This window comes from Kitasatospora sp. NPDC001225, assembly GCF_053597855.1.
Genome location: NZ_JBSFJC010000038.1, coordinates 1 through 20,686 on the forward strand (window position 1 = coordinate 1; position 20,686 = coordinate 20,686).

The following is a 20,686-nucleotide window of genomic DNA, read 5'->3' on the forward strand; positions in this document are numbered from 1 at the left end:
GCTTGCCGACCCTGGTGCGCAGGAAGTCGGCCCACCCGACTTCCTGCGCACGTCCTGTGCGCCGCCCCGCAGACGCGAGTTCGAAGACGGGCCCTACCGCCGCAGTCCCGCCGCCAGCAGCTCCGCGACGGTGGCGAGCTTCACCCGGGGCCGCCCCTCGGCCTCGCCCCGCTCGCGTTCCGCGCGGTCCACCGCCCGCAGCTCCCGCAGCCCGACCGCGTCCGGCCGCCGCTTGCGCACCAGCCGTTCGAAGTCGCCGCGCCCCGCCTCCGGGACGGGCAGCGCGCGGGCGGTCGCGTCGTCCAGCAGCGCGCCCACCGTCTCCCGGGCGCAGGCCCGGTTGGCGCCGATCCCGCCGGACGGCCCGCGCTTGGCCCAGCCCACCACGTACGTCCCCGGCAGCGGCCGTCCGGTCGACGGGTCGACGACCCGCCCCGCCCGGTGCGCGACCGTCCCGGTCCGCTCGTCGAACGGCAGCCCGGGCAGCGGGACGCCCCGGTGCCCGATGGAGCGCACCACCAGCCCGGCCCGCAGCACGTCCCGCACCCCGGTGCCCTCGACCCGGCCGTCCGCCGCCGGGGCGGTCCGTTCGACGGTCAGCGCCTCGACCCGCCCCTCCCCGGACAGCTCGACCGGCGCCGACAGGAACCGCAGTACGATCCGCCGCCCCGGCCCGGGCGCCGCGTCACCGTCGTGCGGCACCAGCGGCAGCCCGGCGAGCAGCGCCGCCCCCGACGCCGTACCCGACCCCGCTTCCGCCTCCGCCTCCGCCTCCGCCGCCTCGATCGCCGCCCGCACCTCCGGGTGGTCCGCCACCACCACCTCGACGCCCGGCAGCCGCCGCAGCGCCAGGAACTCCGCCCTGCTCCACGCCGCCTGCCCGGGGCCGCGCCGGGCGAGCAGCACGACCTCCCGGACCCGGCTGCGGCGCAGCGCGGCCAGGGCGTGGTCGGCGATGTCGGTGGCGGCGAGCCGGTCGGGGTCGGTGAGCAGGATGCGGGCGACGTCCACCGCGACGTTGCCGTTGCCGACCACCACCACGCGCTCCGCCGACAGCTCCACCGCGTCGGCGGGCACGGTGGGTTCGGCGTTGTACCAGCCGACGAAGGCGGTGGCGGGCAGGCTGCCCGGCAGGTCCTCGCCGGGTATGCCGAGCCGGCGGTCGGCGGCCGCGCCGACCGCGTACACCACCGCGTGGTGGTGGGCGGCGAGCTCCTGGTGGGTGAGGTCCGTGCCGATCTCCACGTTGAGGTGCATCCGCAGCCGGGGGTCGTGGAAGACGCTCGCGAAGCTCTCCGCGATCCGCTTGGTGGACTGGTGGTCGGGCGCGACGCCGTGGCGCAGCAGGCCGCCGGTGACCGGCAGCCGGTCGATCATGGTGATCTCGGCGCTGGTGCCGCGCAGCAGTTCCTGCGCGGTGTACCCGGCGGACGGGCCGGTGCCGACGACGGCTATCCGCAGCGCGCCGACCTCGGCCGGCAGGCTGCGCGGGAAGCTGGGCGCGCCCCAGGCGTGGTCGTTGGGGTGGTCGCGGAACCAGTCGCGGTTGAGGTCGCCGAACACGGTGTCGGGTCCGCGCAGCCGGTCGACCGGGAACACCGCGTCCACCGGGCAGGCGTCCGCGCAGGCGCCGCAGTCGATGCACGCCCGCGGGTCGATGTAGAGCGTGTCGGTGGTGCCGAACTCCGGTTCGTCCGGGGTCGGGTGGATGCAGTTGACCGGGCAGACGGACACGCACGAGGCGTCGTTGCAGCAGGTCTGGGTGATCGCGTAGGCCATGGCCGGGGTGGGTCCTCGCTGCGCGTGGGGGATGGGGCGGCTCGATGGTGACGGTCCGTCAGAGCATGTGCACCCGGCGGTAGACGGCCGCCGAGCGGCTGGTGAGCAGGCCGGTCTCGGCGAGGAAGGCCATCAGGTGCCGGGAGCTGGTGCGCATCATCGCCTTGCGGTGCTCGCTGGCCCTCACCTCGGCGAGCGCCCGCTGCACGTCGAGCCCGGCGGCCTTGTACACGCCCGGGTGCACCATGCTGGTGACGATGACGTACGCGCCCACGGCGATACCGGTGGCCGAGGCGCGCCGGCGGGCCGGGCTCGCGTGGCGCATCCGCTCGCGGATCTCCTGCCGGGCGAACTTCATGTGCCGGGACTCCTCGACCACGTGGATCCGGGACGTGCCGCGGACGATCTCTAGCACCTTCTCGCCGCGCATCCAGTCGCGCTGCATGACGTCGAGCACCTCTTCGGCCACCAGGATGCCGCCGTAGGCGAGTTCGCCCTTGGCGAGCGCCTTGAAGGCGCGCCCGGCCTGGGCGATCACCTTGTTCGGGCGGTAGGCGGGGACACCCATCTTGGCGCAGGCGCGGGCGAACATGATCGAGTGGCGGCACTCGTCGGCGATCTCGGTGAGCGCGAACTGGAACTCGGCGGTGGCGGGGTTCTTGAGGTACTGGTCGCGCAGCACCATCTGCTGGAGGATCATCTCGAACCAGATGCCGGTGTTCATGATCGAGCAGACCTCGTGCCGGGTGAGCGTGACCCGCTGGCGCTCGGTCATCTCGTCCCACAGCCGGGTGCCGTAGAGGGTGCTCCACTCCGGGTTGAGGCCGTAGTGGTCGTCCGGGAGGGGGGCGTCCCAGTCGATCTCGGTCGAGGGGTCGTAGGAGAGGGTGGCGGCCGACTCCAGCAGCCGCTTCGAGACGTCGTCGTCGGCCGTGGTGTGGCCGTGCCCCGTCTGCCAGGTGAGAGCCATGGCTGCCTCCAGGTGCCTGTTCCGCGGGTTCCCGCTCACCCGCTTATTAGACGGACAGTACAATAAGAGCCGGTCGCCGAGAACCCCCTGCGCGACAGCGATCCGGCGCGTGACCGTACGGCTCACGCCCCCCTTCCGCCTCCGGGCACGCCCCCTTCCGCCTCACGGTCACGCCCCTCTTCCACCTCCGGCCCCGCCCCCCTTTCGCCTCCGGCCCCGGCCCGCCTTCCGTCTCACGGCACGGCGAAGGGCGGGACCCGCCCGCTGCCGGGGTCCCGCCCTTCGCCGCAAGCCCTCCGGCGCGCTGCCGCTACCCGCCGATCGCCTGCCGCAGCGCCTCCGCCGCCTCGGCCGTCGCCTCCCGGAAGCGGTGGCCGATGCCGATGTAGCTGGCGTACCCGTGGATGAGGTCCGACTGCCGGCTCAGCCGCACCGCGACCCCGGCCTCCTCCAGCGCCCGCGCGTACGCCTCGCCCTCGTCGCGCAGCGGGTCGAAGCCCGCGGTGCCGATGTACGCGGGCGGCAGGCCGGTCAGGTCCTCGGCGAGCAGCGGCGACAGCCGCGGGTCGGTGCGGTCGGCGGGCGCGGGCGCGTACCGGTCGGCGAACCAGTCCATGTCGGCGCTGGTCAGGAAGAACCCGTCGGCGAACAGTGCGCGCGAGGGGCGCCGGGTCGAGGCGTCGGTCGCCGGGTACAGCAGCAGCTGGAACACCGGCGCGGGGCCGCCCCGCCGGACCGCCTGCTGGGCGGCGACGGCGGCCAGGTTGCCGCCCGCGCTGTCCCCGCCGACCGCGATCCGCTCCGGGTCCGCGCCCAGGTCGGCGGCCTTGGCGTAGGCGTAGTCGAACGCGGCCAGCGCGTCCTCGGCCGCCGCCGGGAACGCGTGCTCGGGCGCCAGCCGGTACTCCACCGACAGCACCCGCACCCGCGCCCGCTGGGCGAGGAAGCGGGCGACGTGGTCGTGGCTGGCCCGGCTGCCGACCACCCAGCCCCCGCCGTGCAGGAGGACCAGCAGGCCGGAACCGGCCGCCAGCCCCTCCGGGGTGTACAGCGTCGCGGCCAGTTCGCCGTGCTCCTGCGGGATGCCGACGCTCCGCGCGGCCACCGTACGGTTGCGCGGCCCGCCCACCAGGTGCCGCGCGTGCTCCATCGCGGCGCGCGACGGCCCGACCCCGCCCGACATCACCAGGGACGCCCCGGACAGCCGTTGGAGCTTGAGTATCAACTGCGCGTCCAGCGCGAGCGTCTGCCCGTCGAGGACCACCGGCTTGCCCGCGACGGCCCGCCGCAGGCCCTCGGGCAGCGCGTACGCGGCGCGGACGACGGCGGCCTGGATCCGAACGGGCGGTGGGATCGTCATCTCTTCTGCCTCCTGACGGCGGCCCTGGAACGGTGTCGGGGCGGTTCTGCCGGGGCCGGGAGCCCATGATGGGCCCCTCCCGGCGGACGCGGAAGCCCCCTGGACGCCGTCTGAACCCGCCCTCGACCCCGCCCTCGACCCTGCCGCCCGCCCGCTCACCCCGTGCTCGAGGCCCCCTCCAACCGCCGTGCCCGGGAGGCCAGATGGCGCCGCTCCGGGGCGCTCGCCGTCCGGGCCGCCGCCTCCCGGTAGGCGCGGGCGGCGGCCGCCGGGTCGGTGCCGAGCCGGTCGAGCAGGTGCGCCCGGACGGCGAGCAGCCGGTGGTGCCGGGCCAGGCGCCGGTCCCCGGCCAGCTCCGCCACCAGTGCCAGCCCGGCCTCCGGCCCGTGCACCATCGCGACCGCGACCGCCCGGTTGAGCGCGACCACCGGGTTCGGGTCGAGGCGCAGCAGCAGGTCGTACAGCGCCAGGACCTGCGGCCAGTCGGTCTCCCGCGCCGTCGCCGCCTCCCCGTGCACCGCGGCGATCGCGGCCTGCACCTGGTACGGCCCGGCGTGCCCGCGCGGCAGCACCGAGGCGATCAACTCCAGCCCCTCGCCCAGCAGTTCACGGTCCCACCGGCCGCGGTCCTGCTCGTCCAGCGGCACCACCGCGCCGTGCGCCCCGGTACGGGCCGGCCGGCGGGCGTCGGTCAGCAGCATCAGCGCGAGCAGCCCCGCCGTCTCGGCGTCCCCGGGGGTGAGCCGCCGCAGCAGCCGGGTCAGCCGGATCGCCTCCTCGGACAGCCGCGGCGCGGTCAGCTCCTCGCCGCCGCTCGCCGTGTAGCCCTCGTTGAAGACCAGGTACAGCACGTGCCGGACCTCGCCCAGCCGCCCCGGCCCGCCCTCCGGGAGGGACTCTCCCCCGCCGAGGGACAGTCCCCCGCCCGCGCTCCTCAGCGTCTGCTTCGCCCGGCTGATCCGCTGCGCCATCGTCGCCTCGGGCACCAGGAACGCGGCCGCGATCTGCGCGGTGGTCAGGCCGCCGACCGCGCGCAGGGTCAGCGCGATCCGGCTCGGCACGGACAGCGCCGGGTGGCAGCAGAGGAACAGCAGCGCGAGCGAGTCGTCCGCCGCCGGGTCGGGCGCGTCGGCCGCGGGGGCCAGCAGCGCCGACTGCGGCGTGGCCAGCGCCAGCGCCTCCTCCCGGCGGCGGCGCGCCGAATCGCTGCGCACCCGGTCCACCAGCCGCCGGTCCGCGACCGTCACCAGCCAGCCCCTCGGGTTGGCCGGCACCCCGCCCTCCGGCCACTGCGTCGCGGCGGCCAGCAGCGCCTCCTGCACCGCGTCCTCGCACGCGTCGAACGCCCCGCCGTGCCGCCGCACCAGCACGCCGAGGACCTGCGGCGCCAGTTCGCGCAGCAGGCCCTCGACGGCACCGGTCGTTCCGCTCACTCGCACACGGGGAGGTCGCCCGCCACGGACTCGTGCAGGACCGGCCACAGCTCCACCGGCTCCACGTCCGCGAACGGCATGTCCGCCGCGATCTGCTGGGCCCGCTCCAGGCTCTCGCAGTCCAGCAGGTAGAAGCTGGCCACGTACTCCTTGGTCTCCAGGTACGGCCCGTCGGTGACCACCGGCACCCCCTCCGCCCGCCGCACCAGCTGCGCCGCCGCCGCGTCCGCCAGCCCGTACGCGCCGATCAGCTCCCCGCTCTCCCGGTACCGTGCGTTGAACGCCTCCTGCCTGGCGATCGCCTCCGGCCACGCCTCGGCCGGGAAGGAGTCCCACTTGGCCTGGTTGCCGTAGATCATCGCGACGTACTTCATTCCGGGTGTCCCCTCCGTCTCACGCGCCCCGTCGGCGCGCCGTCACCTCTCAGTCGGAGCGGCGGAACCCGGCCTCTACATCGGCCGACGACTTTCCCGAGGAATCCTTCTCGCGCCCCTGACCCCCACGAACGATCAAGGTACGGCAGCCGCCGGCCACTCGGCACTCAGGAGTTGTGCCGGTCCTCCGCGTCGAAGGACGTGAGGGCCCGGGCCCCCGGTTCGAGGGCCTGGCGCAGGGCGGCCAGGACGGTTGGGTCCAACCCTCCCACGGCGTCGGCGAGTTCCTCGGCCACGTCCGCCGCGATCTCCGCGGCCACGGCCTGCGCGGGCGTGCGGGGGCCGAGCTTGCTGACGGCGGCGGCGGCGCGGGTGGGGGTGAGCAGGGCCGAGGCCTGGACGAGGAGCCAGGCGGGGACGCCGGCCGCGCCCTCCGGCGGGGGGAGGTAGGGGCGGGCGCCGTCGTAGCGGTCGTCCTCGGCGAAGGCCCGCTGCTTCACCTTCACGAGCGGACGGGCGGTGGCGGACTCGTGCCATTCGCCGGCCGGTTTGAGGACGTACCCCTCGGCGAGGTTGTCCGGCAGCTCGGGCAGGCCGAGCAGGGCGGGCACCCGGCTGGGGTAGCGGACCGGCAGGTCGTGCAGGGTGTTCAGCGGGCCGTGGCCGAGCAGGGGGACGCAGGCGAGTCCGGCGGCCCGCGCGGCCGTGCGCAGGGTCCGGTCGGCGATCCACCAGCGGCCCTCGGGTGTCTCGACGGTGGCGTCGAAGGGCAGCCAGCGCAGGCCGGGGGCGTACCAGACGCCGGTCTGGACCGGGTCGACGCCGGGGACGGCGGGCACCCCGGGGTGCGGGTAGCGGCCGCCGGCCAGTTCGCCGTAGACCGTCACCACGGCGGCGGCGCCCCACGGTTCGCGCACCGCGGCGGCGAACCGGGCGGCCGCGACGGAGAGTTCGGGCCAGATCCGGCTCACCCCGAAGAAGCCGTCCAGCCCTTCGTCGTCCAGCAGTTCACGCCGTTTCGCGGCCCGGACGGAGCCGCCTTCGCAGACCACGGCGAAGTGTGCCCCGTGCACCTTCTCGGCCGCGGTCCACTCGCGGCTGCCGGGCCCGCCGGAGCGGCCCCGGGCGGGGATCTTGGGGTAGGGCCGCAGCCCGGGCCCGTCGGACACCGTCTCGAACACCGTCTCGGACACGAACGGAATCCTCGCCGCCGGGGCCGCCGCCTGGCAACCGGGATTTCCCGGCCCGGACGACGACCCGGGTCGGAGCGACGACCCGGGTCGGAGCGGCGCGGGTCAGACCCCCCACTCCGCGCGCAGCGCCGCGAAGGCCTCGTGGAACCCCGGGAAGGTCTTCCGCACGCAGCCCGGGTCGTCGAAGGTGATGCCGGGGGTGCGCAGCGAGGTGACGGCGAAGGACATGACGATCCGGTGGTCGGAGTGGGTGGTGACCTCGGCCGGGCGGGGCGTGCCGGGCCGGATCTCGATCCAGTCGTCCCCGGTGGCCACGGTGACGCCCATCGCGCGCAGGTTGTCGGCGCAGGCCTCCAGGCGGTCGCACTCCTTGACCCGGGTGTTGTGGACGTCCTCGATCCGCACCGGCCCGGTGGCGAACGGGGCGATGGCCGCGAGGGTGGGCATGGTGTCGGAGATGTCCCGCATGTTGACGGTGATCCCGCCGAGCGGGCCCTCGCCGGCCACCGTGGTGCGGTCGGCGCCGACGTCCACCCGGGCGCCCATCCGCCGCAGCACGTCGACGAAGCGCAGGTCGCCCTGGAGCGCGTCCCGGCCGAGGCCGGGGACGGTGACCTCCCGGCCGGCCAGGGCCGCGGCGGCGAAGAAGTAGCTGGCGGTGGAGGCGTCCGGCTCGATCGGGTAGTCGGCGGCCCGGTAGCCGCCGGGGGGCACCTCGAACAGCTCGCCCGCGGGCGTCCGTTCCCGCTTCACCTCGACCCCGAAGTCGCGCATCATCGCCAGGGTGATGCCGATGTACGGCGCGGAGACCAGCCGGGTGACGGTGATCCGCAGGCCGTCCCGGGTGAGCGGGCCGAGCAGCAGCAGCGCGGTCAGGTACTGCGAGGACTGCCCGGCGTCCAGGGTGAGTTCACCGCCGCGGACGCCGTCGGCGAGGACCGTCAGCGGGTGGTGCCCCTCGGCCTCCTCGTGCCGCAGGTCCACGCCCAGGTCGCGCAGCGCCCGGGTGAGCGGGGCGACCGGGCGGCGGCGCATCTGGGCGGAGGCGTCGAAGCGGTACGTGCCGTGGCCGGCGGCGGCGAGGGTGGGCAGGAAGCGCGCGGTGGTGGCGCCGTCGCGGCAGTACACCTCGGCCTCCGGGACGGCGGGACCGGCCGGGCGGCCCTCCACCCGCCACGCCGCGGCCGTCCGCTCGATCCGGTACCCGAGGGTGTCCAGCCCCTGCGCGAAGCCCTCGGTGTCGTCCGAGGACAGCGGCCGGCGCAGGGTGGTCACGCCCTCGGCGGCGGCGGCCAGGAACAGCGCCCGGGCGGTGATGGACTTGGACCCGGGGATCTCCACAGCAGTCACGGCAGGCTCTCCCAACTCGAGTGTCCGACAGGTGTCTCCGGTGACGTCGGGCCCGATCCTGCCCGACCCGGCCACCGCCGTGGCCGACCATCCACGGACTGGACGGTGACGGGGGCGACAACAGTGGGCGACGACTTCAGCCGCGTGCCGAGGGGCCGTTTCAGCAGCGCGCCCAGAGCCCGGCCAGGTGCGTGTGCAGGACCTCCTCCGCCTCCGCCACCGTCCGGTGCCCGACCAGTACGTGCGCGGTGAGCCCGTCGGCGAGGGCGAGCAGCGTACGGGCCTCGGTCCGCGCGTCCACCGCCCCGTCGGCGGCCGCCCCGCCCAGCGCCGATCCCCCGGCCGCCGGCCCGCCCGCCGCCGCCCCGCCCAGCGCCGATCCCCCGCCCGCCGCCTCCGCGACCAGCCGCACCACCAGCCCCTCCAGCGCCGCGTAGCTGCTCCGCAGGGTGGCCGCCAGCGCCGGGTTGACGGCGGCCCCGGCGACGAAGGCGAGCCAGATCCTGGCCTCGGCCCGGTGTTCCTCGCGCAGCAGCGCCACCTCGCCCGCCACAAGCCCGAGTTCGGTGGCCGCCGACTGCGCCGGGCCGGCCGTGAGCCGGTTCCGCACCCGCGCGGTGACCCGCTCGCCGACGTGCGCGAGCGCGGCCAGCAGCATCTCCTCCTTGGTGCGGAAGCAGCGCTGGACGGCCCCCATCGAGACCTCCGCCCGGGTGGCGACGTCCCGCAGGGTGACGCCCTCCAGCCCGTGCTCGTCCACCAGCAGGCAGACGGCCTCGGCGATCCGCCGGCGCCGGCCCTCGTGGTCCACCTGTTTCGGCATGCCCGTCCTCCTCGCCGCCGTGTTCTCCGATATTCGATATTCCGATGCAAGCGTATCGGTTCCGGGCTAGGGTTCGTTCCGTTCCGATGCGACCGCATCGGAACGAGCCCGACGACCCGCCGAGGAGCGCCCCCATGTCCCTGTGGAGCAAGCCCGCCACCGAACTCGCCGCCGCCGTGCGCGGCGGCGAGGTGTCGGCCCTGGAGGTGGTGGACAGCCACCTGGCCCGGATCGACGAGGTCAACCCCCGTCTGAACGCCGTCACCCAGCTCCTCGCCGACCGGGCCCGCGCGGCCGCGCGGGACACCGACCGCCGCCGGGCCGCCGGCGAGCCCCTCGGGCCGCTCGCGGGCGTGCCGTTCACCGTGAAGGAGTGCACCCCGATCGCCGGCGTGGCCACCACCTTCGGCACCCCACGCTTCCGCGACCACGTCGCCACCGACGACGCCGTCCCGGTGGCCCGGCTGCGCGCGGCCGGGGCGATCCCGATCGGCCACAGCAACCTGCCGACCCTGATCCTCGCCGGGATGCACACCCGCAGCGAGCTGTACGGCGACACCTACAACCCCTGGGACCGGCGCCGCACCCCGGGCGGCACCAGCGGCGGGGACGGCGTGGCCGTCGCCGCCGGGATGGCCCCGCTCGGGCTCGGCAACGACTCCGGCGGCTCGGTCCGCATCCCCGCCTCCTTCTGCGGGGTCGCCGCCCTCGATCCGACCACCGGCCGCTTCCCCGCCGACCAGCGCCTGATCGGCCCGGACGACCCCGGCCCGGCCTCCCAGGTCCTGGTCACCGACGGCCCGTTGGCCCGTACGGTCGCCGACCTGCGGCTCGCCTACGAGACGCTGGCGGGCACCGACCCGCGCGACCCGCGCGCCGTGCCCGTCCCGCTGTACGGCGAGCCGCTCGCCGCCCCCGTCCGGGTCGCCGTCGTCGCCGACCCGGGCGGCCACGGCGTCCACCCCACCGTCCGCCGCGCCGTCGAGACCGCCGCCGACGCGCTGCGGGACGCCGGGTACGACGTCCAGGAGATCCCCGACGTCCCGCGGCTGGACGAGGCGCTCGACACCTACCACCGCCTGACCGGCACCGAGTTCGCGCCGAACTGGCCCGCCGTCCGGCAGCTGCTGGGCGAGGGCGGCGACCGCTTCATCGAGCTGACGATGCGCAGCTCCCCGCCCGTGGACGGCCCGGGCCTGATCCGGCTGCTGGGCACCTGGATGAACATCCGCCGCTCCTGGGCGGAGTTCCTGCACGCGTACCCGCTGCTGCTGGGCCCGGTGTTCACCGAGCCGCCGGTCGAACCGGGCCTGGAGTCGCGGGACCAGGCGGGCCGGGACCGGGTCGCCTCGGCCATGCGGCTCTGCTCGGTGACCAGCTTCGTCGGCGTCCCGTCCGTCGCCGTCCCGACCGGTCTCGCCGCGGACGGCCTCCCCACCGGTGTGCAGCTCGTCGGCCGGGCCTTCCGGGAGGACCTCTGCCTGGCCGCCGCCCAGGCCGTCGAGGACCGCCTCGGCACCCTCGCCCCGATCGACCCGAGGCCGTAAGCCGCAGGCCGCACGCCCGCACACCCGCACACCGCAGGCCGCAGGCCGCAGGCCGCAGGCCGCACCGACCGCCGGGGCTGCTCCCGCCGTGGCCACATCACCGTGGCCGCACCGCCGCTCAGGCGCCGGGCAGCCCCGGCACCACCAGCCCGCTCTCGTACGCGATCACCACCGCATGGGTCCGGTTCTGTGCGCCGAGCTTGCCCAGCACGTTCCCGACGTGCGTCTTCACCGTCTCCTGGCTCACCGCGAGGGCCTGCGCGATCTCCGGGTTGGAGAGCCCGGTCGCCATCAGCCGCAGCACCCCCTCCTCCCGCCCGGTCAGCGCCGCCCTGGGCAGCGCCTCGGCCGACTCCAGCGGCCGGGCCGCGACCATCCGGCGCAGCGCGGCGGGGAACAGCACCGCCTCCCCGGCGGCCACCACCCGCACCGCCTCGGCGATCTGCGGGACGGGCCGCCGCTTCAGCACGAAGCCGCTGGCGCCGGCGCTCAGCGCGGCGGTGACGTAGCCGTCGTTCTCGAAGGTGGTGATCACCACGACCTTGGGCGGGTCGGCGTCCTTCAGCAGTTCGCGGGTCGCCTCGATCCCGTTGCGACGCGGCATCCGCACGTCCATCAGCACCACGTCCGGCCGCAACATCCGTACCTGCTGGACCACTTCGACGCCGTCGGCGGCCCGCCCGACCACCGTGATGCCCTGTTGGGCGCCCAGCAGGGTGCTCAGGCCGCTGCGGGTGACGGGGTCGTCGTCGGCGATCAGGAGGGTGACGTCGGGCGCCGCCCCCGCGGCGGGGTCGGCCGCCCTGTCCTCACCGGCCCCGCTCACGCTCCCGTCGGCCCCGCTCCCCCCGGAGCCGCGACCACCGCTCCCGCTCACGCCGACCACCGCATCGGCAGCCGAACCGCCAGCCGCCACTGCCCCTCGCCGTACGGACCGGCCTCGAACTCGCCGTGCAGCAGCCGCACCCGCTCGGCCAGCCCGGGCAGGCCGTGCCCGGAGGTCGGGAAGCCGCCCGCCCCGGTCCCGTCCGCCACCCCGTTGACCACGCTCAGCTCCAGCTCGTCCGCCCCCGCCGCCACCCGCAGCTCGATCGTCCCGCCCGAGCCGTGCCGCAGCGCGTTGGTCAGCCCCTCCTGGACGATCCGGTACGCGGCCCGGGAGAGCGTGCCCTGCACCTGCGCCAGGTCCCCGGTGGTGCGCGGCGCCACGACGGCGCCCGCGTGCCGGAGCCGGTCGATCAGTTCGGGCAGGTCGGTGAGGGTGCGGGTCGGGGCGGTGCCGGACTGCTCCTCGCGCAGCGCGCCGAGCACGTAGTCGAGGTCCTCCAGCGCGGCCCGGGTCGACTCCTCGATGCTGCGCATGGCGGCCCGCGCCGCGACCGGGTCGTCGGCCAGCACCTCGCCCGCGACGGCGGCCTGGATGGTGGCGGCGGTCAGGGTGTGCCCGATGGAGTCGTGCAGTTCGTGGGCCAGCCGGTTGCGTTCGGCCAGCAGCCGCTCCCGCTCCGCGGCCATCGCGAGCCGCTCGGCCGGCGAGGGCCCGAGCAGCCGGGGCGCCAGCCACCGCAGCGCGCCCGACACGGCCACGAACAGCGCCGCCGCGAGCACCAGGGCGAGCACTCCCACGATCCAGGCCCAGACGCCCGTCACGTCCGTGGCCCAGCCGAGGAGGCTGACCCTCGCCGTGCCCTCCGCCCAGCGCCCGGGCAGCGCCACGGCCGTCACCAGCAGCGTGCTGCCGCCGATCAGCACCGTCCAGCCCAGCGCCACGTACGCCACCACGAACGCCGGCGTCCGCCACCACTCCGCCGCGGCGGCCCCCTTCACCGGGGCGGGCACCGCGACGCCCAGCGTCCTGCGCGCCCCCGCCGCCAGCACCCGGCGCACCACCCGGGGCAGCCCGCACAGCCCGAGCAGCACCGCCCACAGGGGCAGCGCCACCCAGACCGAGTCCGGCCGGCCCGACAAGCCCAGCGGCACCCCGAGCGCCACCATCGCCACCGGCAGCGCGGCCACTGCCCCGACCACCGCGAACAGCACACCCGTATACGTCGACCCGCGCAGCAGCGGCTTCAGTCCCTTGATCATGTCCGCCAGTATCACCGGCCTTCGCACCCTCGCCCTCCCCCGATCGAGGGAGGATCTCCGCAGGTCCGCGCCGTGCCCCCGCGCCGTCCGCCACCCGCCGGCTCCGCCGACTCCGCCGACTCCGCCGAGCGCGACGCGGCTCCCCGCGGCGGGGCCCCGGGCGCGGTCCCACGCCGCCCGTCCGAGGGCCGCCCGTCCGAGGGCCGCCGACCTTCACCGACGAGGGCCCGCGTCGAACTCGGCCGGAACGCGACCACTCGTTCGCGTGATTCGGGGTCGAAGCCACCGCCGGGGCCGCCGGAGATCAGACCATCGCAAGGATGACGATCAATCAAAAACTCTTCCGACAAGGCTTGTTGGCGACCGCCTCCACTGCCACAGCGCTGGCCGTCACGACCGGCACCACGACGACCGCCCCGGCCGCACCCACCCAGCGGGACGGCGGCCCGCAGGCCTACCGGGTGTCCGTCCGGGCCGGTGGGGCCTGGGAACTGCCCCCCGGCCTGACCTCCTTCACGGTGTACGTCCAGGGTTCCGGCGGCGGCTCCGGCGGCGGCGGCTCCGGAAGCGGCTGGAGCGGCGGCCGGGACGCCGTCGAGGGCACCACCGAGGGCACCACCGGCAGCGGCGGCCCGGCGATCGCACCCGGCTGACGCAGCCGGGCGGAGGCGGAACGACGCCCGCCCCGGCACCCCCACCGCCCCGCTCGGCCGAACCACGGGAAATCGGCCGCCGCCCCGGATCCGCACCCCTCCCGACCTGCCCGATGCGGATCCGGGGGTGCGGATTCCGGCCGTTTCGGTGATCGGCCTGCCAACGAACGGACGGTGGCCGAGACTTGGCCACCGGACCGGGCACCCGACCAGCCTGACTCCGACGGAACGTCAATTCGCTTGATCCACAAGGTCATTGAAGAGACAGGAGTTTCCGGATGGCTGGTTCATCCACCCCGCGCACGGCCGCCCTCGCCGCCGCCGCGACGGCCGTCGCCCTGCTCCTCGGCCCGGTACCCGCCGCAACGGCCGACCCGGGCGCACCGCCCCCGACCCCACACCTGCTCCCGACCCCCCACCTCCTACCGCTGCCCGCCAACGCCGCCCCGCTCAGCACCGCGTACAGCCTGAACAACGCGGGCGACGTCCTCGGCGAGTGCTACCTGGACATCCCCGGCCGGTTCGCCCCGCGCGCCCTCCGCTGGAACACCGGCAACCTCGGCCTCACCACCCTGGAGCCGCTGCCCGGCGAGACCGGTACCCGCCCGGGCGCCATGAACGAGGCCGGCACCGCGGTCGGGGTCTCCTTCGCGACGCTGACCGACAACCACCCGGTCCGCTGGGCCCTCGACGGCACCCCGACCGCCCTGGAACTGCCGACCGGAGCCCGCGGCGGCGGCGCGAACGGGATCAACAACACCGGTGTCGTGATAGGCGATTCGTACGACGCGGTGTTCCGCCCCCTGCCCGTGAAGTGGCGGGCCGACGGCACCAGGGTCGCCCTGCCGCTGCTGGACGGCGACGACACCGGTGCGACCACGGCCGTCAACGACGCGGGCTTCGTCATCGGCTGGTCCGAACGACGTCTCAGCGGCGAGCCCCGGAAGCGCGCGGTGGTCTGGAGCCCGTCGGGCACCGTGACCGAACTGCCGCCCCCACCGGGGATCGACGTGGTCGGGGCCCGCCGGATCACCAACTCCGGCGTGATCCTCGGCAGCGGACGGCGCGAGGGGGGCACCGAGCTCGACCGGCTGGTGGTCTGGGCGGCGGACGGCACCGTCCGGGACATCGGCGAGGGCCGGCCGAGCTCGATCACCGACACCGGCACCGTCGTCGGGGCGGCCTTCGGCGCCGCCCGCCCCCTGCAGGCCGCGTACTGGCGGCCGGACGGCACCCGGACCCTGCTCGACGGCCCGGCGGGCCGGCAGACCACGGCGAACGCGATCAACAGCGCGGGCACCGCCGTCGGCACCGCGACGAGTTCGGACTGGTACCACGGCACGGCACTGCTGTGGAAGCACGACGGGACGGCCGTCACGCTCCCGCCGTCCCCGCTCAGCCCGTACGCCTCGGCCTCCCTCGTCAACGAGTCCGGGGTGATCGTCGGGCACGCCACCCTGCCGGACGCGCAGTCGCTCCCGCGCGCGATGGTCTGGAAGCCCTGATGGCCACGACCCGAAATCGCCCCGACGAGACAGGAGTTCTCGCATGACCGGTTCACGCACTTCTCGTACGGCCGCCCTTGCCGCCGCCGCGACGGCCGCCGCCCTGCTCCTCGGCCCGATACCCGCGGCGGCTGCCGCTCCCGCCCACTACCTGGCCTCCCCGCAGTTCCTGCCGACCCCGCCGGACACCGCCTACAGCACGGTGTGGGGCCTGAGCCGCGACGGCGCCGTCGTCGGCGAGTACTTCGCGAAGACCCCCGGCCAGTCCGGTCCGCGCGCCCTCCGCTGGAGCCCCGACCACCTCGGCTACACCGTCCTGGCGCCGCTACCCGGCGACCTGTCCAGCCGCCCGAGCGGGTACAACGACACGGGCACCGTGGTCGGGGCCTCCTTCGTGTCGATGAGCGACAACCACCCGGTCCGCTGGGCCCCGGACGGCACCCCGACCGCGCTGGAGCTGCCGGCCGGAGTCCGCGGCGGCGGCGCGGGAGCGGTCAACGACGCCGGTGTCGTGGTGGGCGGCTCGTACGACGAGGTCTACCAGCCCAAGCCCTTGAAGTGGCGGGCCGACGGCACCCGGGTCGACCTGCCGCTGCTGCCCGGCGACACCATGGGCTCGACCGCCTCCGTCACCAACGCGGGCTTCGTCGCCGGCAGTTCCGTACGGCGCCTCGCCGACGGCGGCTACCAGGAGACCCCTGTGCTCTGGAGCCCGGCCGACGCGGTGACCGCGCTCCCGCTCCCGCCGGGCGTCGACGGCGCCCGGGTGGACCGGATGACCGACGACGGCGTGGTGCTCGGCCACGGGCGGCGGGCCGGCGGCACGGAGTTCGACCGGGTGCTGGTCTGGACGGCCGACGGCACCGTCCGCGACGCCGGCTACGGCCGGACACGGGCCGTCAACAGCGCGGGCACCGTCGTCGGGGCCACGTTCGACGCGGCGCACTCCACGTTCGCCGCCCGCTGGAACCCGGACGGCAGCCAGACCCTGCTCGGCGGCCCGGCGGGCCGGCAGAGCGAGGCCATGGCGGTCAACAGCGCGGGTACCGCCGTCGGCAGCGCCCAGGGCCCGGACTGGACCCGCAGCACCGCCCTGCTGTGGCAGCCCGACGGGACGACCGTCACGCTCCCGCCGTCCCCGCTCGGCCCGTACGCCGAGGCCAGGTACATCAACGACGCCGGACTGGTCGCCGGTCACGCCGTCGAGCTGAACGCGGCCGGCCAGCCGGTCGCGTCCCACCCTGTCGTCTGGAAGCCCTGACGCGGAACGGCCGGTCCCCTCTCGGACCGGCCGTTCTCCGCCCTGCTCCGGCGCGGGCCCGAGGGCGTCGCGCAGCATGGTGCGGGAGGTGATGCCGAGCCGCTCGTAGATCTGGTACCGGTGCGCGCCGACGGTCCGGTGCGAGAGGAGCAGCCGTTCGGCGATCTGCTTGTTGGTGAGTCCGGAGGCGGCGAGGCGGGCGGTCTCCAGCTTGTGGGCGCTCAGGCCGTGGGTGTTCGAGGCGTCCGCCCGCGGCCTGCTCGCGCCCGTCGCCCGCAGTTCGTTCCGCGCCCGCTCGGCCCACGGCCGGGCGTCCGGCTCCTCGAACACCTCCAGGGCAGCGGCGAGTTGGGCCCTGGACCGGACCGTCGCCCGGGCCCGGCGGAGCCGTTCGCCGTGGGCGAGCCGGACCCGGGCGTGGTCGAAGCGCCACCGGTCGGCTCCGGGGGTGTCCAGTGCGAGGGCGAAGCGGCGCAGGGCGTCCCGGTCGTCCTCGGCGCAGAGGGCGGCCGACGCCTCCAGCAGCATGGCGTGCCGGGAGGACACCGCGCCGAGGCGGTCGAGGTAGAGGGCGCCGGTGCCGACCCGGGTGACCAGGACGGGGTCGGACTCGTCCGCCAACGGGGCCAACCGCAATCCACGGCCGCGTGCGCCCGGCGGCCGGTCGGCCCTCGGATCGGCCGGCCGCCGCGTCTCCTGACGCACCGCCTGCTCCGCCCGGACGACCTCGGCGATCGACCGCCCGAGCGGCCGTTTCCGCAGGTCGGCGCGGCGCGCCTGACGCACCGTGGGCACCGTTCGGATGGCGACCCCGCTTGCGCGGGGCGGCGGCACGTGTCCCGCTGGTTCCGGCGGGCCGATCGGCGCCGCCGGCATCGCCTCGGCCCAGGAGGGCCTGGACGCGAACTTCGGCAAAGGTCAGTTCGTCGTCAACCAGAACGGCGCCGGCGTCGCGGATACGAACTCCACCGTCAACTCCGACGGCCTCCAGCACACCGACTTCTGGATCTGGTCCGACGACACCGGCGTCTCCGGCGCGTTCACCGGCTCGGGCGCCACCTGGCAGCAGGGCTGACGATCCCCGCACCACCGGACGGACGCCCCCCGGAGCGGAGACACCGCTGAACCGGATCCCGGATCGAGGGAACGGCCGGTCGACCACGAAGGTCGACCGGCCGTTCCCATGGGCCCGCCCGGAGCGGAACCCCATGCCACAGGCCCGCAGGGCTGCTCCGCTCGAACGACCTCGGCAGATGATCGCCCGATCGGCCATTTCCGCAGGTCGGCGCGGCGCGTCTGACGAACCGTTAGGCCTGTTCGGATGGCGGCCTCGCTTGCGGGGGCTGGCGGTGCGTGTCTCGCTGGTTCCGGCGGGCCGATCGGCGCCGCCGCTCATGACCTCGAATCCCACGGAGGAAACCACCATGCGTGTTCTCAAGCGCGTCCTGGCCGTCAGCGCCCTCACCGTCCCGCTCGTGATCGGCGCCGCCGGCCTGGCCTCGGCCCATGGGGGCGTCGACGCGGCCTGGGGCCAGGGCTTCTTCACCGCCGGCCCGGACGGCGCCGGTGTCGCGGGCGCCGAGTCCTCGGTCAGCCCCGAGGGCGTCTCGCACGCCGACTTCGGGATCTGGTCCGACGACGAGGGCGTCACCGGTGGGTTCACCGGCTCGGGCGCCACCCTGGTGAACGGCTGACGGACCCCGCACCACCGGACGTACGGGGCCCCGGGACAGGGCCCCCGCTGAACCGGATCCCGGAATGACGAAACGGCCGGTCGACCACGAGGTCGACCGGCCGTTCCCGTGGCCCCACCCGGAGAGGAACCCCATGACCCGGGCCCCCAGGCCCTCGGAACTGGCGCGGCGGGCATGGGCGGCGAACCGGCCGCTGGCCGGGACGGCCGCCCTGATGGCCCTGATGCTGGCCGTCGCCCTGGTCGGCCTGCTCGCCGATCCCCGGTCGATCACCGGGCAGCCCGCCTGGGCGAAACCGGCCCGCTTCGCGCTCTCGATCGCCCTCTACACCCTCACCCTGCTCTGGCTGCTCACCTTCGTCCGCGGCCACGACCGCCTCGTCCGGGTGGTCTCCCGGGTGACGGCCGTGTCGCTGGTCGTCGAGATGGCCCTGATCGCCGCCGCGGCGGCGGCCGGCACGACCAGCCACTTCAACTTCGCCACCCCGGCGGCGACGGCGGTGTGGATGACGATGGCCGCCTTCATCGTCGCCACCTGGGCGGTGGCCCTGGTGGTCGTCGTGCTGCTGCTGCGCCAGCGGGTGCGACCGCCGGTGTTCGCGTGGGGGCTGCGGCTGGGCATCGCCGTGAGCGCCCTCGGCATGGCCGTCGCGTTCCTGATGACGCTGCCCACCTCCCCGCAGCGCGCGGCCGCCAGGCGGGGCCACGGCCTGCCCGTCGTCGGCGCGCACACCGTCGGGCTCGCCGACGGCGGCCCGGGAATGCCCGTCACCGACTGGAGCACCCTCGGCGGCGACCTGCGGATCCCCCACTTCCTCGGCCTCCACGCGCTCCAAGTGCTGCCGCTGATCGGCTTCCTCCTCGCCACCCGGCCGCGCGGGTTGTCCGAGCACCACCGGGTCGCGCTGATGGGGATCGCCGGGTCGGCCTACCTGGGCCTGGTGCTCGTCCTCCTCTGGCAGGCGCTGCGCGCCCAGCCGGTCACCGCCCCCGACGCGGCGACCGTGGCCGTGCTGCTCGCGCTCGCGGCCGTCGCGGGCGCGGCGGTCTTTGCGGTCCTCCGCCGCGACCGTCGCGCTGAGGGCCGGTAGCCGGAACGGCCGGTACGGGACGGCCGCCATTCGAACCAAATCCCGGTCACACGGTCTGCCCCGGGGCCTCCGATTGGTACGCAGGCAGACCGGGATCGGAGGGCGGTCCCGCGAACAAGGGAGAAGCGAGGACATGAAGAACCTCCGGGTCGCAACAGCCGCCGTCTGCGCGCTTGCGGGCGCTTTCGCGGGCACGGCGTCGGCAGCGGTCGCCCAGCCCGCGGACACCGGCCCGAGGCCCGTCGCGGCCCACGTCCCGCCCGCCCCCTCGGGCGGCCGGGGCGTCGTCCCCGGCGACCCCGAACTGCGCCCGCTGACCTGCGAGAACGGCCACATCTTCTACGGCTGGGACGGCGCCCCCCGCACCTCGTCCGACTTCGTCGGCCTCTACACCACGAAGCCCGACCCGGCCGACACCAGCAGGAACCGCCTCGCCTACGCCTTCGTCTCCTCCGCCGGCACCGTCCGGCACTCGTTCGACTCCGAGTACCAGAGCGGCACCGGCCTGTGGGCCGCGTACTGGACCCGCGACGCGGACTCGGAGACGTACGTGATCGTCAGCGAGGAAGGCCCGACCAGCAAGTTCTGCAGCTGAGCCCTCTCGGCACCGGCCGGTCGACCGTCGGGTCGACCGGCCGTCACCCGTGGCGGGCCGGGAGGACCGGCCGGCCACGGCATTCGACCACCACAGGAAGGAAGGCGAGGCAATGAGGAACCCCTGGGTCGTGGCAGCCGCCGTGTGCGCGCTTGCGGGAACCTGCGCGAGTGCGGCGTCGGCGGCCCCCTCGGACCGGACGGCCCATGTCCGCAGCGGCCCCGAGGTGCGCCCGCTGAGGTGCGAGAACGGCCGGATCCACTTCGGCTGGGACGGCGCCACCTACGACTGGACCGACTTCGTCACCCTCACCCGCGGCAGGCCCGACCCGGGCTCCACCGCGAACCGCGTCGCCTTCCGCTACGTCACGTCCGAGGACGGCACGGCCGTCCGGCACTCCTTCGACTCCGAGCTCCAGAGCGGCACCGGCCTGTGGACCGCGTACTGGACCTACGACGTGGACCTGAACAGGAACGTGATCGTCAGCGAGGCCGGCCCGGAGGACAAGCTCTGCACCTGACCCCACGGTGTCGGCATCAGTCGCTGGAGCCGCCCTCCCCCACCGGCCGCGCGGACTGCACCGGGTACGGGAAGCTGGCGGCCCCGCGGCCCGGTTCGAGGGTGACGGCGAGGCCGCCGTACGCGGGCGACTCGTAGAAGCACCAGGCGACGTGGCTGGTGTTGACCACGCTCTCGACGGGCGGCTCGATCAGCAGCCGCGGCTGCCGGATGTGCACCAGCAGGCCGTGGAAGTCGAGTTCGGTGAACGCGCACACCGTACGGCCCCGGGGCCGGGCGAGTTGCCGGGGCACGGACGGCGCGCCCGCCGCCGGGATCACGGCCGCGCTCGCGATGGCGGCGGCGGTCAGCGAGACGGCCGCCCGTCTCGGCACGGACCACTCCAACGCCAACTCCCTTCCGATGCACCGGTGATCGGCGGTATCGCCGTTCGGGAGGGGGATCCCACCCCG

Annotated in this window: 20 protein-coding genes and 1 pseudogene; 9 read left to right on the plus strand and 12 right to left on the minus strand. The window is 75.4% G+C overall.

From position 1 onward, the window contains the following. Positions 1-93 precede the first annotated feature (93 nt). The 8 genes from ACWDCZ_RS15715 to ACWDCZ_RS15750 form a co-directional block, all read right to left on the minus strand. Positions 94-1,779 carry a 4Fe-4S binding protein gene (locus tag ACWDCZ_RS15715; RefSeq protein ID WP_449816155.1) on the minus strand — a complete coding sequence of 562 codons (1,686 nt, stop codon included), beginning with the start codon at positions 1,777-1,779 and terminating at the stop codon, positions 94-96. 58 nt (positions 1,780-1,837) lie between these two features. Next, a complete protein-coding gene (locus ACWDCZ_RS15720) occupies positions 1,838-2,749 on the minus strand; it encodes an AurF N-oxygenase family protein (RefSeq protein ID WP_049656586.1) in 912 nt (303 codons plus the stop codon). Positions 2,750-3,059: 310 nt separating this feature from the next. Continuing rightward, positions 3,060-4,109 (minus strand): alpha/beta hydrolase, encoded by a 1,050-nt coding sequence (locus tag ACWDCZ_RS15725; RefSeq protein WP_380778252.1) that lies wholly within the window; start codon positions 4,107-4,109, stop codon positions 3,060-3,062. Positions 4,110-4,264: 155 nt separating this feature from the next. Next, positions 4,265-5,542, minus strand: coding sequence for an RNA polymerase sigma factor (locus ACWDCZ_RS15730; RefSeq protein ID WP_449816156.1), 1,278 nt, complete (start codon positions 5,540-5,542; stop codon positions 4,265-4,267). Beyond that, complete coding sequence (locus tag ACWDCZ_RS15735) at positions 5,539-5,916, minus strand: YciI family protein (RefSeq protein WP_449816157.1); 378 nt, start codon at positions 5,914-5,916, stop codon at positions 5,539-5,541. The genes ACWDCZ_RS15730 and ACWDCZ_RS15735 overlap by 4 nt, the downstream gene beginning before the upstream one ends. 167 nt (positions 5,917-6,083) lie before the next feature. Beyond that, complete coding sequence (locus tag ACWDCZ_RS15740; protein ID WP_449816158.1) at positions 6,084-7,109, minus strand: RNA ligase family protein; 1,026 nt, start codon at positions 7,107-7,109, stop codon at positions 6,084-6,086. Positions 7,110-7,211: 102 nt separating this feature from the next. Continuing rightward, positions 7,212-8,459 (minus strand): 3-phosphoshikimate 1-carboxyvinyltransferase, encoded by a 1,248-nt coding sequence (aroA, locus tag ACWDCZ_RS15745; RefSeq protein WP_049656576.1) that lies wholly within the window; start codon positions 8,457-8,459, stop codon positions 7,212-7,214. A gap of 160 nt (positions 8,460-8,619) precedes the next feature. Then, positions 8,620-9,282 carry a TetR/AcrR family transcriptional regulator gene (locus ACWDCZ_RS15750; protein ID WP_449816159.1) on the minus strand — a complete coding sequence of 221 codons (663 nt, stop codon included), beginning with the start codon at positions 9,280-9,282 and terminating at the stop codon, positions 8,620-8,622. A gap of 134 nt (positions 9,283-9,416) precedes the next feature. On the opposite strand from ACWDCZ_RS15750, the gene ACWDCZ_RS15755 reads away from it, so the two are divergent. Next, positions 9,417-10,829 (plus strand): amidase, encoded by a 1,413-nt coding sequence (locus ACWDCZ_RS15755; RefSeq protein ID WP_449816160.1) that lies wholly within the window; start codon positions 9,417-9,419, stop codon positions 10,827-10,829. A 118-nt stretch (positions 10,830-10,947) separates the two neighbouring features. Here the strand turns inward: ACWDCZ_RS15755 and ACWDCZ_RS15760 are convergent, their stop codons facing one another. Together ACWDCZ_RS15760 and ACWDCZ_RS15765 are read right to left on the minus strand one after the other, a co-directional pair. Beyond that, positions 10,948-11,655, minus strand: a complete 708-nt coding sequence (locus tag ACWDCZ_RS15760) for a response regulator transcription factor (protein WP_049649405.1) — start codon at positions 11,653-11,655, stop codon at positions 10,948-10,950. A 47-nt stretch (positions 11,656-11,702) separates the two neighbouring features. After that, a complete protein-coding gene (locus ACWDCZ_RS15765; RefSeq protein ID WP_449816161.1) occupies positions 11,703-12,917 on the minus strand; it encodes a histidine kinase in 1,215 nt (404 codons plus the stop codon). Positions 12,918-13,237: 320 nt separating this feature from the next. Here ACWDCZ_RS15765 and ACWDCZ_RS15770 point away from each other — a divergent pair, with 320 nt between their 5' ends. From ACWDCZ_RS15770 to ACWDCZ_RS15780, 3 genes are all read left to right on the plus strand, one after another. Further along, entirely contained in the window at positions 13,238-13,570 is a 333-nt protein-coding gene (locus tag ACWDCZ_RS15770; RefSeq protein ID WP_449816162.1) for a hypothetical protein, read from the plus strand. A gap of 278 nt (positions 13,571-13,848) precedes the next feature. Beyond that, positions 13,849-15,075: a hypothetical protein gene (locus tag ACWDCZ_RS15775; RefSeq protein WP_449816163.1), complete on the plus strand. Its 1,227-nt coding sequence runs from the start codon at positions 13,849-13,851 to the stop codon at positions 15,073-15,075. A gap of 43 nt (positions 15,076-15,118) precedes the next feature. Further along, entirely contained in the window at positions 15,119-16,336 is a 1,218-nt protein-coding gene (locus ACWDCZ_RS15780; protein ID WP_449816164.1) for a hypothetical protein, read from the plus strand. Positions 16,337-16,420: 84 nt separating this feature from the next. Here ACWDCZ_RS15780 and ACWDCZ_RS15785 read toward each other — a convergent pair. Then, positions 16,421-17,212, minus strand: a pseudogene (locus ACWDCZ_RS15785) (helix-turn-helix transcriptional regulator); the annotation flags it as partial. On the opposite strand from ACWDCZ_RS15785, the gene ACWDCZ_RS15790 reads away from it, so the two are divergent. The 5 genes from ACWDCZ_RS15790 (at position 17,139) to ACWDCZ_RS15810 (ending at position 20,235) form a co-directional block, all read left to right on the plus strand. Continuing rightward, complete coding sequence (locus tag ACWDCZ_RS15790) at positions 17,139-17,411, plus strand: hypothetical protein (RefSeq protein ID WP_449816165.1); 273 nt, start codon at positions 17,139-17,141, stop codon at positions 17,409-17,411. The pseudogene ACWDCZ_RS15785 and the gene ACWDCZ_RS15790 sit on opposite strands and share 74 nt — an antisense overlap. 349 nt (positions 17,412-17,760) lie before the next feature. Continuing rightward, entirely contained in the window at positions 17,761-18,030 is a 270-nt protein-coding gene (locus ACWDCZ_RS15795; protein ID WP_049649399.1) for a hypothetical protein, read from the plus strand. A gap of 133 nt (positions 18,031-18,163) precedes the next feature. Further along, positions 18,164-19,120, plus strand: a complete 957-nt coding sequence (locus ACWDCZ_RS15800) for a hypothetical protein (RefSeq protein ID WP_449816166.1) — start codon at positions 18,164-18,166, stop codon at positions 19,118-19,120. A gap of 133 nt (positions 19,121-19,253) precedes the next feature. Continuing rightward, a complete protein-coding gene (locus ACWDCZ_RS15805; RefSeq protein ID WP_387974875.1) occupies positions 19,254-19,715 on the plus strand; it encodes a hypothetical protein in 462 nt (153 codons plus the stop codon). Between the two features lie 130 nt (positions 19,716-19,845). Further along, positions 19,846-20,235 carry a hypothetical protein gene (locus ACWDCZ_RS15810; RefSeq protein WP_449816167.1) on the plus strand — a complete coding sequence of 130 codons (390 nt, stop codon included), beginning with the start codon at positions 19,846-19,848 and terminating at the stop codon, positions 20,233-20,235. Between the two features lie 16 nt (positions 20,236-20,251). Here the strand turns inward: ACWDCZ_RS15810 and ACWDCZ_RS15815 are convergent, their stop codons facing one another. After that, complete coding sequence (locus ACWDCZ_RS15815) at positions 20,252-20,608, minus strand: peptidase inhibitor family I36 protein (protein ID WP_449816168.1); 357 nt, start codon at positions 20,606-20,608, stop codon at positions 20,252-20,254. Positions 20,609-20,686: the final 78 nt, after the last annotated feature.

Coding starts and splice junctions, on each gene's coding strand:
- ACWDCZ_RS15735 (WP_449816157.1), bottom strand. CDS start 5,916: ATGAAGTACGTCGCGATGATCTACGGCAACCAGGCCAAGTGGGACTCC.
- ACWDCZ_RS15720 (WP_049656586.1), bottom strand. CDS start 2,749: ATGGCTCTCACCTGGCAGACGGGGCACGGCCACACCACGGCCGACGAC.
- ACWDCZ_RS15715 (WP_449816155.1), bottom strand. CDS start 1,779: ATGGCCTACGCGATCACCCAGACCTGCTGCAACGACGCCTCGTGCGTG.
- ACWDCZ_RS15755 (WP_449816160.1), top strand. CDS start 9,417: ATGTCCCTGTGGAGCAAGCCCGCCACCGAACTCGCCGCCGCCGTGCGC.
- ACWDCZ_RS15805 (WP_387974875.1), top strand. CDS start 19,254: ATGAAGAACCTCCGGGTCGCAACAGCCGCCGTCTGCGCGCTTGCGGGC.
- ACWDCZ_RS15770 (WP_449816162.1), top strand. CDS start 13,238: ATGACGATCAATCAAAAACTCTTCCGACAAGGCTTGTTGGCGACCGCC.
- ACWDCZ_RS15800 (WP_449816166.1), top strand. CDS start 18,164: ATGACCCGGGCCCCCAGGCCCTCGGAACTGGCGCGGCGGGCATGGGCG.
- ACWDCZ_RS15780 (WP_449816164.1), top strand. CDS start 15,119: ATGACCGGTTCACGCACTTCTCGTACGGCCGCCCTTGCCGCCGCCGCG.
- ACWDCZ_RS15790 (WP_449816165.1), top strand. CDS start 17,139: ATGGCGACCCCGCTTGCGCGGGGCGGCGGCACGTGTCCCGCTGGTTCC.
- ACWDCZ_RS15750 (WP_449816159.1), bottom strand. CDS start 9,282: ATGCCGAAACAGGTGGACCACGAGGGCCGGCGCCGGCGGATCGCCGAG.
- ACWDCZ_RS15795 (WP_049649399.1), top strand. CDS start 17,761: ATGCGTGTTCTCAAGCGCGTCCTGGCCGTCAGCGCCCTCACCGTCCCG.
- ACWDCZ_RS15775 (WP_449816163.1), top strand. CDS start 13,849: ATGGCTGGTTCATCCACCCCGCGCACGGCCGCCCTCGCCGCCGCCGCG.
- ACWDCZ_RS15725 (WP_380778252.1), bottom strand. CDS start 4,109: ATGACGATCCCACCGCCCGTTCGGATCCAGGCCGCCGTCGTCCGCGCC.
- ACWDCZ_RS15765 (WP_449816161.1), bottom strand. CDS start 12,917: ATGATCAAGGGACTGAAGCCGCTGCTGCGCGGGTCGACGTATACGGGT.